The following is a 14,317-nucleotide window of genomic DNA, read 5'->3' as shown; positions in this document are numbered from 1 at the left end:
TGCCCTCAGTATGAGGACGTGCGGCACCCTGGGCCGGTTGTGCCGGAGGGGAACCCCCTGCTCAGCGCGGGTCGGCGAACCCGAACTGGTGAACCTTGAGGTACCCGGAGCGGAACCCGGCCTCGGAATAGGCCAGGTAGAACTCCCACGTCCGCTGGAACACGTCGTCGAACCCGAAGTCCTTGATGTCGGTCCAGCGCGCCATGAACCGCTCCCGCCACAGTTTCAGCGTGCGGGCGTAGTCCTGGCCGAACTCCCGCATGCCGGCCAGCTTGAGCCGGGTGTTCTCGGCCATCCCCTGCTCGATCGCCTCGACCGAGGGAATGATGCCGCCGGGGAAGACGTACTTGTGGATCCAGCTGTACGAGCGCGCCGCGGCCATCATCCGGTCGTGGTCCATCGTGATCGCCTGCAGGCCGAACCGGCCGCCCGGGCGCAGCCGCTTGCCGATGGTGGAGAAGAACGTCGGCCAGTAGGACATGCCGACGGCCTCGATCATCTCGACGCTGACCACGGAGTCGTACTCGCCCTTGGCTTCGCGGTAGTCGCACAGCTGCACGTCGACGCGGTCGCGGTAACCGGCTTCGGCGATGCGCGCGTCGGCGAGCGTCTTCTGCTCCTGCGAGATGGTCAGCGACGTGACCTTCGCGCCCCGTGACGCGGCGCGGATGGACAGCTCGCCCCAGCCGGTACCGATCTCCAGCACGGTGCTGCCCTCGCGCACGCCCGCGTAGTCGAGCACGCTGTCGAGCTTGCGGTGCTGGGCCTGGGTCAAAGTGTCCCCGGGGCCGAACAGCGCCGAGGAGTACATCATCGACTCGTCGAGGAAGGTGCTGAACAGGTCGTTGGACAGGTCGTAGTGCCGGTGGATGTTCTCGCGCGATCCCTCGACCGTGTTCTCCTCGGCCTCGGGCTGGGCGCGCTCGACGAACCGGCGGAACCGCTGCAGGAACGGCGGGATGACCGTGGCCATCTTCTCCGCGAACGGGGTCAGCACACCCGGCAGGTCGTCGGCGGTCCAGTCGCCCACCATGTACGCCTCGCCGAAGCCGATCTTCGCGTCCGCGCCGAGGCGGTGGAAGAACGCGGCGGGGCGGCGGATGCGCATCTCCGGCGCGTCCGGGCCGCCCGCGCCGAGCGTGGTCCCGTCGGGGAAGGTCACCCGTAGCTCAAGCGACTTCACGGCGCGGCGGAAAAGCGCCTCCGCGGCCCGCGCGCGCAGGGGCGAGTGCGGCGGGGTGGCCAGGCCCGGCCACCGGGATTCTTCAGTAGTGGTCTGCTGCGGGGACAGTCCCGCCGCGCGGTCGACACTCGAGGTGGACAAGACACTCCCTCCGGACGGGCTGTGCGGCCCATGCTGATGATATTCCCGGGTCACGAAGCGTGCGCTTTGTGCCGGTCGCCCGACTCGCCTCACACCGGGATTCGCAACCGCTCGTCCGCGGGACGGGTCCAGGCCCCAAGTAAAGTTTCGTCCTTTTCCCCGGCCTCGATCACGTCCAGTGTGAAAGCACACACCAACCTGGTCCAGACCGCCGAACGGCGGAGCATCGCGTGTCCTTCGCCGCCGATCTCGAACCGGGCGACGCGGGCCGCGACCGCGCGGGCGCGCTCGGCGAAGGCGTGGGATTCACGCGGCGAAGTCATCCGATCGCGGGTGCCGTGCACGATGAGCACGGAGCGGCCGGCGACGGCGTCCACCGGCTCGCCGGCCGGCGTCCACGGCGCGAGCGCGCAGACGCCCGTCACGGCCGGGTCGTCGGCCACGCGCAGCGCGACGCGCCCGCCCATCGAGTGCCCGACCAGGACCACCGGCAGGCCGGGGTGCTCGGCGCGGATCCGCTCCAGCGCCCAGCGCGCGTCGGGCACCGGGTCCTCGGCGGCCCCGTTCCAGCCGTAGCGCCGGTTGCGCAGCAGCCGCACTTCGAGGCCGTACGGGCCGCCCGCGCGGTGCAGGGCGCGGGCCAGCGGCACCATGCGGAGGTACGCCAGCTTCCACGGGGGCACCTTCGCGGTGCCGACCTCGGCCCCGCCGTGCAGCACCAACGCGACCGCGCGGGTGCGGCCCCGCGCACGACGCACCGAAACGACGGGTTCCGCCTCGTCCACGTGCCGCCTCCCAGTCACCGGGATCTGTTCCTGTCCGGGTATCACGCTAATCCACCACGAAGCGTGGCCACGCGCTAGATTCGGCGACCGGACCCGCGACGAAGGGCAGGTGTGGTGAGCGCCACGGAGAACTGGAAGAGCACGGCGGAGAAGCTCGCGGCCGCCGAGGAGGCCAATGCCGATCAGCTGGCCGCGGCGGCCGACCTGGTGCTGGGGGTGATCCGCAGCGACGCGCTGGTGTTCACCGCGGGCGCCGGGCACTCGCTGGCCGCCGTCGCCGAGACATTCTACCGCGCGGGCGGCCTCGCCTGCGTGTACCCGCTGTACCACCCGGAGCTGCTGCCGCTGCACGGCGCGCAGCACAGCACCAAGACCGAGCGCCGCACCGGGCTGGCGGAAGAGGTGCTCGCCGAGCGCGCGCCCGGCCCGGACGACGTGCTGGTGGTGTTCTCGACCTCCGGCGTGAACCCGTACCCGGTGGAACTCGCCGCCGGCGCCCGCCGCCGCGGTGCCTCGGTGATCGCGGTGACGTCGCGGGCCTGTGTGGCCGCCGCGCCGCGCCGGTCGCCGACCACGCTGGTCGAGGAGGGCAGCGTGGTGCTCGACTCGCTGGTCGTCCCCGGCGACGCCAGCCACCCGGCCGCGGCGCCGCGCACCGCGCCGCTGTCCACTGTGGTCAACGCGTTCCTGTGGAACCTCGTGCTGGCCCAGGTCTTCGACCGCGGCACGGCCGAGGGTATCGACGTTCCACTGTGGCGCAGTTCCAATGTGGAGGGTGGCGACGAGGCGAACGTGGCGCTGCTGGCCAAGTACGGCCCGCGCGTCCCGGCGCTGCGGTAACCCACCCGCTGCGGCCCCGCCGCTGAAGCGCCCCAATGTGGCGTTGGTTGCGTTGGGCGCACCCAATGTGGCGTTCGGTGCGTTCAACGCACCGAACGCCACATTGGGGCGCATTCGACGAAGGGCGCCGGCCTACGCAACCGCGGGCTCCTCGTTGAACTGGGTGTGGTGCAGTTCCGCGTAACGGCCTTCCCGCGCCAGCAGCTCCTCGTGCGTGCCCTGCTCGACGACCGCGCCGTGCTCGATCACCAGGATCAGGTCGGCCGCGCGGACTGTGGACAGCCGGTGCGCGATCACCAGCGACGTCCGGCCTTCCAGCGCGCCGATCAGCGCCTCGCCGACCGCGGCCTCCGACTCGGAGTCCAGGTGGGCCGTCGCCTCGTCCAGCACCACGACCTTGGGCTGGGCCAGCAGCAGCCGCGCGATGGTGAGCCGCTGCCGTTCGCCGCCGGAAAGGCGGTAGCCGCGCTCGCCGACGGTGGTGTCGAGGCCGTCGGGCAGCGAGCGCGCCAGCTCGCCGAGCCGCGCCTGCTCCAGCGCCGCCCAGATCTCGTCGTCGGTCGCGCCCGGCCGCGCGTACGCCAGGTTGGCGCGGATCGTGTCGTGGAACAGGTGCCCGTCCTGGGTCACCACGCCGACGGTCTCCCGCAGGGTGGCGAAATCGAGGTCGCGGACGTCCACTCCGGACAGCCGCACCGCGCCCGCGTCCACGTCGTAGAGCCGCGGCAGCAGTGACGCGATCGTCGACTTCCCGGCGCCGGACGAGCCGACCAGCGCCACCATCTGGCCCGGCTCGGCGCGGAAGCTGATGCCGTGCAGCACTTCCTCGCCGCCTCGGGTGTCCAAAGTGGCCACGTCCTCCAGTGAGGCGAGGGAGAACCGGTCCGCCGCGGGGTAGCCGAACCGCACGTCGTCGAATTCCACCGCAACACCACCGACCGAGACACCACCAACCCCGGCACCACCAACAGCGTCACCACCAACCCCGGCACCACCAACAGCGTCACCACCGGCCCCGGCACCACCGGCGGGCAGTGCCTTCGGCTCGGCCGGCTCCTTGATCATCGGGTCCAGGTCGAGCACCTCGAAGACGCGCTCGAACGAGACCATCGCGGTCATCACGTCCACGCGCACGTTCGCGAGCGCGGTCAGCGGGGCGTAGAGCCGGGTCAGCAGCAGCGCCAGCGCCACCACGGTGCCGGGCTCGAGCTGCCCGGTCAGCGCGAGGTAGCCGCCGAGGCCGTAGACGAGCGCCTGCGCCAGCGCGGAGACGAGCGTCAGGCTGGTCATGAACCAGCGGGTGAGCATCGCCGTGCGCACGCCGATGTCGCGGACGCGCCCGGCCCGCCCGGCGAAGTCCGCGACCTCCTGGCGCGGGTGGCCGAACAGCTTCACCAGCGTGGCGCCGGGCGCGGAGAACCGCTCGGTCATCTGCGTGGTCATGCCGGCGTTGAGCTGGGCGGCCTCGCGCTGCAGCCCGGCCATCCGGCGGCCGAGCCGGCGCGCCGGCAGCACGAACACCGGCAGCAGCACCAGCGCGACCACCGTGACCTGCCAGGACAGCGTCATCATCACCGCCAGCGAGAGCACCAGCTGGATCACGTTGGTGACGAGCCCGGACAGCGTCGCGGTGAACGTCCGCTGCGCGCCGATCACGTCGTTGTTGAGCCGGCTGACCAGCGCGCCGGTGCGGGTCCGGGTGAAGAACGCGATCGGCAGCTTCTGCACGTGCTCGAAGACGGCCACGCGCAGGTCGAGGATGATGCCCTCGCCGATGCGCGCGGACTGCCACCGCTCGGCCAGGCCCAGCCCCGCGTCGGCGATCGCCAGCAGGGCGATCACGACGGCCAGCCAGAGCACCACCGACAGGTCGTGGCCGCCGACGATCGAGTCGACCACCTTGCCCGCCAGCACCGGCGTGGTCACCGCGAGCACGGCCGAGACGACCGTCAGCACCAGGAAGACCAGCAGCCGCACCCAATGCGGCCGGGCGAAGCGGGCGACGCGCTTGACCGTGCCGCGGGTCAGCGCCCTCGGCGTGTCCGCCGAGCGCATCGCCGAACTCAGCAGCGCCCAGGTGTTGTCCATCAGGTGTCCCCCATCTTCCCAGCCGGGCCGGTGGTGCGGCCCGGATGAAACTTCTATATTACTTGAGCTTTTTTCCGGATATGAAGCGGACAACACCGGCCCGCCCGGAGTTCTTCCCGATCCGGCCGGGTCCTCGGCAAACGGGCGGCCGCTCACCGCCGGGGACCCCTCGGTAACCTGACGCGACGGGGGACGATACGCCGAGTCGAGGGGGACGCAGGGTGCAGCTGCTCATGGCACCGGGCCGCGCGGCCGAGGCCCGCGCCACCCGGCTGCTCGGCTGGGACCTGGTGTTCTACTTCGGCTGCTTCGTGTTCGCGTTCGCCAGCGCGTTCGCCTCGGAGTTCTACGGCTACCGGATCTGGGGCGCGTTCGCGAGCGCCGGCTACGGGCTCGCCGCCGTGCACAGCGCCTGGCTGCTGATCTCCGCGCGGGCCGGCCGCGAGCCGCGGGGACGGCTCAGCTCGCGGTGGCTGGGTATCGCGTCGGTCGGGCTGTTGGCGATGATCGTTCCGCTGACCGTGCTGGTGATTCGCCGACTGACCGGAGTGGACTGGCTGATCACCCCCGGCTCGTGGGCCGCGCAGCCCGAAGTGTGGGTGATCGAGCGCAGCGCGAGCCTGCTGCTGCAGCACGGCACGCCCTACGTCGACGTGACCGCCCTCGGCCGCCCGCCGGAGGTCAACGACTACACGCCCTACGGCCCGGTGATGACGATCTTCGGCCTGCCGCGCGCGTTGTTCGGTGGCAACCCGGTGACGAACGCGCTCACCGACGCGCGCTGGATGTTCGCGCTCGCCGCGTGCCTGTGCGTGATCGCCTCGCTACGAATGCTGAAATGGCCCCGAATTCCGGTTTTCGCGGCGCAGCTCGCGGTCGCGTGCCCGCTGACCGCGTTGACGTGGTCGGTCGCCGGGCCGGATCTGGCCATCGTGGGACTGCTGGTGCTCGCGTGCGCACTCGCCGCGACCGGCCGGGCCGGCTGGTCGGGGCTGGTGCTGGCGCTGGTGATCAGCGCGAAACTCATCGTGGCACCGGCCGCGGCGGTGCTCATCGTCTACGTCTACTGCCGCGGGCGCCGCGAAAACGGCCTGGGCCGCGCGGCGCTCATCCGTTTCGTGACCACTTTGGTCACCACGACGGTGGTGCTGCACCTGCCGGTCTACCTGGCCGGCCCGGAGGCCTTCATGGAGCACGTGATCCGGTTCCCGCTCGGGATGGGCGTGGTGCGCTCCCCCGCGGCGAGCCCGTTGCCGGGCCACCTGATCGCGGAAACCGGCCCCGTGGGCAACGTGGTTTCGCTGGTACTGGTCGGTGCGGCAGCGGTGGCCATGCTGGTGTGGCTGGGGCGCCGGCCCCCCGCGACCGGATCCGCCGCGCTGGTGCGGATCGCCGTCGGTCTCGGCGCCTTGATCCTGCTCACTCCGGCAACTCGCTACGGCTACCTGGTCTATCCCTTGGTACTGCTCGGAGCCGCGCTCACGTTCCGAGCCTCCGAACCGGGACTGCGCCCCCCGCGCAGCAGCCCTGGTGCTACTTCTTCTTGACCCGAGTCGCCCCGCCACGCCCCCGCAGCTGGACTCCGGACTCCGAGAGAACCCGGTGGACGAACCCGTAGGACCGTCCCGTGGACTCCGCGAGGGCTCGGATGCTCGAGCCCTTCTCGTATTTCTTCTTCAGGTCAGCGGCCAGCTTGTCGCGCGTGTTGCCGGTGATCCGCGCGCCTTTCTTGAGATCAGCCACGTCGATCGCCTTCCCGCCGAGTGGTGTTCTGGGCCACATAACGGCCCCTGCCGGGGCAATGATCGAACACTGAGCGCCGGAATGCCAGACGACAGACGTAAAACAGTCGAAACTGCGATCACATTGGGCCATTTCAGTGCTTCGCGCCGGTTGGCAAGCACCCGAATGGCCGCATCTGAGGTCACGCTAGCTGGACAAGTTCCAGATAATCAGCGGACCAATGGTCCTCGGTGCCGTCGGGCAGCAGGATGACGCGCTCGGGCTCCAGCGCCTCGACCGCGCCCGGGTCGTGAGTGACCAGCACGACCGCGCCGGCGAAGCTGCGCAGCGCGTCCAGCACCTGCGCGCGGCTGGCCGGGTCCAGGTTGTTCGTAGGCTCGTCGAGCAGCAGCACGTTGGCGGCGCTGGAGACCAGGCCGGCCAGCGCGAGGCGCGTCTTCTCGCCACCGGAAAGCGTGCCGGCGGGCTGGTCGAGTTGTTCGCCGGTGAAGAGGAACGAGCCGAGCAGGTTACGCAACTCCTGGGCGCCGGTGTCCGGGGCCAGATGTCGGATGTTTTCCCACACGCTCGCTTCATGGTCGAGCGTTTCGTGTTCCTGTGCGTAATAGCCCAAACGCATTCCGTGACCCGGCACCAAGGATCCGGTGTCCGGAGTTTCCATTCCGCCGAGCAACCGGAGCAATGTCGTCTTTCCGGCACCGTTCAATCCGAGTACGACGACCTTCGAGCCCCGGTCGACGGCGAGGTCGACCCCGGTGAAGATCTCGAGCGAGCCGTAAGACTTCGACAGACCCTCGGCCATCAGCGGCGTGCGGCCGCAGGGCGCCGGCTCCGGGAACTTGATCCGGGCGACCTTGTCGGCGTGACGGGTCTCGTCGAGGGCGGACAGCATCTGCTCCGCGCGGCGCGCCATGTTCTTGGCCGCCACCGCCTTCGTCGCCTTCGCACCGAGCTTCGCGGCCTGCTGCTGCAACGCGGACGCCTTCTTCTCGGCGTTCGCGCGCTCGCGGCGGCGGCGCTTCTCGTCCGTGGCGCGCGCGTCGAGGTAGCGCTGCCAGCCCATGTTGTACAGGTCGAGCTCGCCGCGCGTCGCGTCGAGGAACCAGACCTTGTTGACGACGTCGCCGAGCAGCTCCACGTCGTGGCTGATCACCACGAGCCCGCCGTCGTGCTGCTTGAGGAAGCCGCGCAGCCAGGTGACCGAGTCGGCGTCCAGGTGGTTGGTGGGCTCGTCGAGCAGCAGGATCGTCTCGGACTTGCCGCCCGCGCCCGCCTCGGCGGCGGCGAACAGGATGCGCGCCAGCTCCACGCGGCGGCGCTGGCCGCCGGACAGCGTGCTCAGCGTCTGCGACAGCACACGGTCGGCCAGGCCGAGGTTCGAGCAGATGCGCGCGGCTTCACTCTCCGCGGCGTAACCGCCCAGTGACGCGAAGCGCTCTTCGAGTCGGCTGTAGCGGCTGATGGCCTTGTCGCGCTGGCGTTCGTCGACCAGCTCGGACATCGCCGTCTGCGCCTTCTCCATGTCGCGCAGCAGCGTGTCGAGCCCGCGCGCGGACAGCACGCGGTCCTTCGCGGTGACGGACAGGTCGCCTTCGCGCGGGTCCTGTGGCAGGTAGCCCAGCTCGCCGCTGCGGCGGACGTCGCCGGCGTGCGGCTCGCCCTCGCCGGCGAGCACCTTCAGCGAGGTGGTCTTGCCGGCGCCGTTGCGGCCGACCAGGCCGATGCGGTCGCCGGGCTGGATGCGGACGGTGGCGCCGTTGAGCAGGATGCGCGAGCCGGCACGCAGCTCGAGGCCAGTGGCCGTGATCAAGAGAAACTCCCGGATTCGGGGGGTGGACGTGGACAGCTTCGGGCACCGGCACCACCCGGTTTCGACACGGGTGTCCGGTGCGGCCGCTACTCCAGCAGGATTTCCACGAGATCGAGTGTACGGGTCGGCGTCCACGGGTTTTCCGCCCCGTGGCCGGTCTCACTCCGGCTTCACCGGGAGTTCACCTCTCGCGCAGCACCAGTTCCACGGAGATCGCCTGCTCCGCCGCGTCTTCGAGAACGGTTCGCCGAGGTTCGGCGATCTCCAGCACCCTCGGCTCCGCGCGAGCGAACAGCGGCGCCAGCCGGCGGTCCCCGCGCAGCCGGTCCAGCGCGTGCCGATCGCCGCCGAGCACCACTGCGTCCACTTCGGACAGCCGGGGCACGAGGACCTCGAAAGCGTCCTGGGCGGCGGTGTTCAACGCCGTCCGTGCCTGTCCCGCGCGGCGGCGCGCGAACCGCTGCTGCGACCAGCCGCCGGCGGCGGACCGGCCGTGCACCAGGTGCCGGTCGGTGCGCGAGAGCACCACCACCCCGCCGCGGGCCAGGCCGAGGCTGTGCCCGCCGAGGCGCACCAGCAGCAGCGCGACCAGCCGCGGCACGAGCACGTGGGCGACAAACGGCTCAACGGCCAGCCCCTCACGCTCCCCCGTCATGGCCAGCGGTCCGAACGGGACAGTGGCGGTCGCCGTGACCCCGTTGCCCGCTGTCACGCAGACCTCACGCGGACCGAGCACGGTCGCGCGGACACCGTCGTTGCGCTCCGCGAAGCGCGCGAACCAGCCGGCGAGCCGGTCCGGCGCCACCTCGACCGCCCGCCCGCCGCCCGCGACCTGACGTGCCTTCGCCATGACGGCAACGGTACGGCCATCCCACCCCTCCCGCCGAAGTCCCTGAAGGCCACCATGAGGGCATATCCGACCCTCATGGTGGCCTTCAGGGACCCTTGGGGATCAGGCGAGGGCGTTGGCCGGGTGGACCGGCCCCGTGGTCACCGACTGGTGCACCCCGGCGGCCTGCCCCGGCGCCGGGACGGCACCGACGTAGCCGTTGACGTGCAGCGAGACACTGCGGATCGAACCGGTGTCACCGACCGCGCTGTCCACCGCCTTGAACGTCCACGTGCCGTCGGCCGCGCCGATGCCGCTCAGCGGGGTCTGCGCGTTCGCCGGCCGGTAGGTGCCGGTGAACGGCGCGTCCAGCGAGGTGAGGCTGCTGAACGGTTTCACCGCCGAATCGTCGAACACGACCTGGCACAGGTTGTTGGCGCTGGTGCCGGTGTGCTGGAACAGCGTCGCCGTCGCGCCCGAGGGCGAGATCAGCGTGCCGGCCAGGTCGGCCACGTACGTGTGGTCGATGCCGACCGTCGTCGCGCCTTCGGTGGTGGTGCAGGTGGTGCCGTCGATCGACAGCGACACCTTGGACGCGGGCCCGACCCCGCTCACCACGAGCGGCACCGAGGCGCCGAGCGGCGAGTTGTCCGGGATCGCCACCACCGGGCCGGTGTAGGCGAAGGTCTGCGCCACCGGTGACGGCGTGCCGACCCCGACCTGGAACGTGCTGGTGAGCGGCGAGAACGAGCCCGCGAACGTCACCTTGGCGGACAGCACCACCGGGACGCCGAGCTGCTGGCTCGCCGGCACGGTGACGGTGAAGTCGTTCACGCCGGTCTGGCCCGGGCTGATCGTGCCGTACGCCTTGGCGCGCGGCGCGATCGTGACGCCCGGGGTGGGGCTGGTCAGCACGACGCTGGTGGACGACGCGATGCCGTCACCGGTGTTGGTCACCGGCAGCGTCACCTTCGCCGTGTCGCCGGGGTCCAGCGAGGAGCCGCCGTCGGTCGCCTTCACCGTCGGCGGCTGGGCCTGGGCGTAGGGCTGCGGGCTGGCCCCGGTGTAGGCGAGCACCTTGTCGGCGAGGATGACCCCCGCACCGGTCAGGTTGTCGGTGCCGGGCGCCTCGATGTCCACGGCCGTGTTCAGGAACGCGTCGCGAACGTCCGAAGCGGACAGTCCGGGGTTGCCGGACAGCACCAGCGCCGCGATCCCGGCGGCGTGCGGGGCGGCCGCGGAGGTGCCGAAGAACGGGTCGAACCCGGTCACCGAGGTGCGGACGCCGTCGGCCGCGGTGATCTCGGGCTTGCCCCGCAGCTCACCACCGGTCGCGGAGACGTTGCCCGGGGTGATGGGCGTGCCGTCGGCTTCGTAGAACATCCGCCGCGGGCCGTCGGAGCTGAACCGCTCGGCCTTGCTGGCGCCGGAGAACGCGGCCGGGAACGGGCCGGCCGGGTTGGCCGGGTCGCCCGGCTCCAGCGGGCGGCCGAACGCGGCACCGGCGGGCGCCGCGGCGACGGCGAACGCGTTGCGCGCGGCCGAATGGCCGACCACGACACCCGGGGTGGTGTAGGCCTTCAGGCCGTCGGCCGAGTCCTTGAACCGGCTGTTGAACGCGGTCAGCGACAGGTAGCGCCCTTCACCGGCGTACTTGACGACCGCGAGCCGCAGCCCGGTGCCGCCGAAGAACGGCGTGGACAGGATCTCGAACGGGTCCTGGGTGCCGTTCTGCACGTTCTGGCTGAAGCTGACCACGTTGCCGGTGGCGTCGAGCAGGTAGAGGTCGTAGTCGTCCGACGCCGCGCCGAGCGGGTCCGACCAGTTCAGCGTCACCGGGATGCCGGCGGACGAGGCGTCCGAGATCGGCTCGAAGACCTGGTTGCCCCCGGCGCCCGCGAAGTTGTGCGCGGTGCCGGCGAACTTGCCGACCGTCTTGCCGGAGTCGGCGAAGTCGCCTTCCCAGTGCGCGGAGGTGCCGTCGGCGACGTTGCCTTCGTTGCCCGCGGAGGAGAAGTAGAGCGCGCCGTCGGCGGTCACGTCGTTCACGGCCTTGGCGATCATCCCGTCCTGGAACGGGGATTCCGCGAAGTAGATGACGTCGTCGACGATCACGTCGCAGTGCGACTGGAAGCGAAGAGTGCGGATGTTGTCGGCGAAGCTCGCGTCCGACTGGAAGGCCGAGGCGAAGCCGAGCGCGGCGTTGGGTGCGAGGTCGTGGAGGATTTCGAGCATCGCGGTGCCCTCGTCGCCCGAGCCCGCCTGGCCCGCGGGGACGTCGACGTTCGCGGGCAGCTCGCCCTTCGCCTGCGAGACGGCGAGGGAGTCGACGCCGTCGGACAGGGCGCAGGCCTTCACGCCGGTGCCGGTGACGCCGAACTGCTGACGGGCGAGGTCCGCGTTGTGCGCGCGGTCGCCCTCGCTGGTGATGGTGGCCGCGGCGGCGGAGCGCTGGTTCTTCGCCGCGAGCGCCTTCTTCAGCTCGCCCTCGATGCGGGCGCCCTTCTGTTGCTTGGTCTCGGCCGGGGCGGCCTTGCCCGGCGCGGCCGGGTGCTCCAGCTCGCGAGCGGTGATCGCCTGGTCGGCGGTCTCGACTCGCTTCACGTCGGCGCGCGCGGCGATGGCGGGCAACGCCGCCAGCGGCACCTCGGCGCGGATGCTCGCCTCCCGGTCCGACAGCGACCGGATGCCCGCGCCCGCCTTGCGCAGGTCACTGACCAGCCCGTCGGTGACCTTGGTGGCGCGGATGTCGACGAGCGCGGTGCCGGCGGCGGACACGTCGCCCGCCTTCAGCGCGGGGACGGCCGACGCGCTGAGCCGCTGAGCCCGCAGCTTCTGCTCGACCAGCAACCGGCTGTCTATTTTGGACTCGACCGGGGTCTGCCCGGTCTTCACCGCCTGCAGCGCGGCGATCTGCCGGGCGGCGGTGGCGGAGAAGGTGTCCGGTGTGGACGTGGTGGCCGCGCCCGCGGGCGGGGCGACCAGGCCCAGCGCGGCGAGCAGCGCCGCGGCCCCGGCGGCCAGGACGGCCGCCCGGCTCCGCGTGTCTCTTCTGGGTCTTTCGGCTCTGGCGGCTTTGGTAGAACGGCTTCGACGCACGTGCGCCTCCGAATCTCGCACTGCGTGCCCCGACTCACGCTGGCCAATGCCGGTGATCACCGGCTGGCCTTAGCTAAGTACTGTGCGTCTTCGTAAAAATCAGCCGTTAGGGTGACATAGGGTAGGTAATCTCCCGCCACCCGCCGATCGTCGTAGGCCGTTCGGCAGCGGTCAGAAGACAGTCAGAAGACAACCGGGACGCCTCAGAGGACAAACGAGTCCGACCACGGCTGCGCGGACCGGCCGGACAGCGCGTCGAGCAGCGTGACGGCCTGTTTGTCCGTCAACGAAGCCACGAAGTCCACCACCGCGCGCCCCCGCGCGAGGCTCCGGACGGCGTCGGCGCCCTGCACCCGCTCGCCGGTCGCGCCGACCAGCAGCTCCGGCGCCGTGCCCGCGACGAGGCTGTACTCCTCGTGCGCCAGCTCGACCAGGTCGTGCAGGCGCCGCGGCAGGCGCGACACCTCGTCGCGGTCCTGCAGCCACGCGTCGAGCGCGTCGACCAGGCTGGTCACCAGCGCGGCCTGGCCCCGCTGGTGCAGCGCGAGGTCCGCGCGCAGCAGCACGAAACGGCGGTGCACGAACTTCAGCACCTGCACCTCGTGCCACTGCGCGGGCCGCAGCGAGACGTGCCCGGAGCGGGTGGACGGCGAGGACGCCACGATCACCCCGTCGACCAGCCGCGAGGTCCAGTTGGCCGAGAACGCCGCGGTCGCCTGCTCGGCCTCGATCGAGCCGTCGAAGCTGTCCGCGAGCAGGCCGTCCACCAGCTCGCGGTGCACTCGCCCGACGGCCTGGGTGAACGCGTCGTCGTCCACGATCCACGCGTCCCGGTGGTGCATCCGGCGCCGCATCCGCTCCAGTGAGCGGCCGGGGCGGCGGATTTCCGAATACAGCTGGTCGTCGTCCAGCGCCGCCAGGTCGAGGGCGTGGCCGAGCCACTCCCCCAGCTCCGCGGCGACCGGCGCGTGCTGCAGCACCCCGATGCGGTGGAAGTCCTGCAGGTCGTGGATGGCGTAGGCGATGTCGTCGGCGGTGTCCATCACGGACGCCTCCACCGTCTGCTGCCACGGCTCGATGCGGCCGGTGAACGGGGCGCGCGCCTGGGCGAAGTCGTCCAGCTCGGTCACGTAGGCGGAGAACTTGCTCGCGCCGGTGCCCGGCGCGTCGTCCGGCTCGGCCGCGCCGCGGGGCGGGTTCGGCAGCGACGTCGGGTGCGGGGCCGGGTGGTGCAGCCGCGCCCACGGGTACTTGAGCACCGCGGCGCGCACGGCCGTGGTCAGGTCGAGGCCGATCGCCGACGGGCCGCGCACGTCGGTGGTGGTGATGATGCGGAACGACTGGGCGTTGCCCTCGAAGCCGTCGGCGAGGCCGAACCGGTGCCGGGCGATGCGGTCGAGCGTCTGCTCGCCGAGGTGCCCGAACGGCGGGTGGCCGAGGTCGTGCGCCAGCGCCGCGGCCTCGGCCACGTCCGGGTCGCAGCCGCCCAGCTTCGCGGCCAGCTCGGCCGATTCGCCGGCGCCGCTGATCCGCTCGGCGATGGCGCGGGCGACCTGCGCGACCTTGAGGCTGTGGGTGAGCCGGTTGTGCAGCAACCCGGCGCCCGCGGCGCTGACCACCTGCGTCACCCCGCCCAGCCGGGCGAAGAACGGGGAGGCGGTGATGCGGTCCCGGTCGATGCGGAACGGGCTGGTGGCCAGGTCGGTGAACCCGCCAGCCGAGCTCGCCGGGTCGCGCCGCGCGGCCCTCGGGTCGGTCTCGTCCATGCGGCCCACCGTACTGACCCGGCCGGCGGGAGT

10 protein-coding genes are annotated in these 14,317 nt (G+C 71.5%); 2 read left to right on the top strand and 8 right to left on the bottom strand.

The window, feature by feature from the left end; genetic code table 11:
• Positions 1 to 61: 61 nt before the first annotated feature.
• Together OG943_RS03580 and OG943_RS03575 are read right to left on the bottom strand one after the other, a co-directional pair.
• Positions 62 to 1,324, bottom strand: a complete 1,263-nt coding sequence (locus OG943_RS03580; protein WP_328608216.1) for a cyclopropane-fatty-acyl-phospholipid synthase family protein — start codon at positions 1,322 to 1,324, stop codon at positions 62 to 64.
• Between the two features lie 89 nt (positions 1,325 to 1,413).
• Positions 1,414 to 2,109, bottom strand: coding sequence for an alpha/beta hydrolase (locus OG943_RS03575; RefSeq protein ID WP_328608215.1), 696 nt, complete (start codon positions 2,107 to 2,109; stop codon positions 1,414 to 1,416).
• Positions 2,110 to 2,220: 111 nt separating this feature from the next.
• Between OG943_RS03575 and OG943_RS03570 the strand changes: the two genes are divergently transcribed.
• The gene (locus OG943_RS03570; protein WP_328608214.1) at positions 2,221 to 2,949 is read left to right on the top strand and encodes an SIS domain-containing protein; all 729 of its coding nucleotides are present in this window, start codon (positions 2,221 to 2,223) and stop codon (positions 2,947 to 2,949) included.
• A gap of 132 nt (positions 2,950 to 3,081) precedes the next feature.
• On the opposite strand, the gene OG943_RS03565 is transcribed toward OG943_RS03570, so the two are convergent.
• A complete protein-coding gene (locus OG943_RS03565; protein ID WP_328608213.1) occupies positions 3,082 to 5,037 on the bottom strand; it encodes an ABC transporter ATP-binding protein in 1,956 nt (651 codons plus the stop codon).
• Positions 5,038 to 5,270: 233 nt separating this feature from the next.
• Between OG943_RS03565 and OG943_RS03560 the strand changes: the two genes are divergently transcribed.
• Positions 5,271 to 6,584, top strand: coding sequence for a glycosyltransferase 87 family protein (locus OG943_RS03560; protein WP_328611990.1), 1,314 nt, complete (start codon positions 5,271 to 5,273; stop codon positions 6,582 to 6,584).
• On the opposite strand, the gene OG943_RS03555 is transcribed toward OG943_RS03560, so the two are convergent.
• The 5 genes from OG943_RS03555 to OG943_RS03535 form a co-directional block, all read right to left on the bottom strand.
• A complete protein-coding gene (locus OG943_RS03555) occupies positions 6,571 to 6,780 on the bottom strand; it encodes a helix-turn-helix domain-containing protein (protein WP_003071237.1) in 210 nt (69 codons plus the stop codon). The two genes, OG943_RS03560 and OG943_RS03555, sit on opposite strands and share 14 nt — an antisense overlap.
• A 181-nt stretch (positions 6,781 to 6,961) precedes the next feature.
• Complete coding sequence (locus OG943_RS03550) at positions 6,962 to 8,590, bottom strand: ABC-F family ATP-binding cassette domain-containing protein (RefSeq protein WP_328608212.1); 1,629 nt, start codon at positions 8,588 to 8,590, stop codon at positions 6,962 to 6,964.
• Positions 8,591 to 8,771: 181 nt separating this feature from the next.
• Positions 8,772 to 9,440 carry an acVLRF1 family peptidyl-tRNA hydrolase gene (locus OG943_RS03545; RefSeq protein WP_328608211.1) on the bottom strand — a complete coding sequence of 223 codons (669 nt, stop codon included), beginning with the start codon at positions 9,438 to 9,440 and terminating at the stop codon, positions 8,772 to 8,774.
• Positions 9,441 to 9,542: 102 nt separating this feature from the next.
• Positions 9,543 to 12,422 (bottom strand): S8 family serine peptidase, encoded by a 2,880-nt coding sequence (locus OG943_RS03540; protein WP_328611989.1) that lies wholly within the window; start codon positions 12,420 to 12,422, stop codon positions 9,543 to 9,545.
• Positions 12,423 to 12,721: 299 nt separating this feature from the next.
• On the bottom strand, positions 12,722 to 14,284 hold the full coding sequence (locus tag OG943_RS03535) for a deoxyguanosinetriphosphate triphosphohydrolase family protein (RefSeq protein ID WP_328608210.1): 1,563 nt from the start codon (positions 14,282 to 14,284) through the stop codon (positions 12,722 to 12,724).
• Positions 14,285 to 14,317: the final 33 nt, after the last annotated feature.

It is taken from the genome of Amycolatopsis sp. NBC_00345, assembly GCF_036116635.1.
Classification (GTDB): Bacteria; Actinomycetota; Actinomycetes; order Mycobacteriales; family Pseudonocardiaceae; genus Amycolatopsis.
Note: the sequence above shows the minus strand (reverse complement) of the source record. Positions and strands in the feature narration are given on the sequence as shown.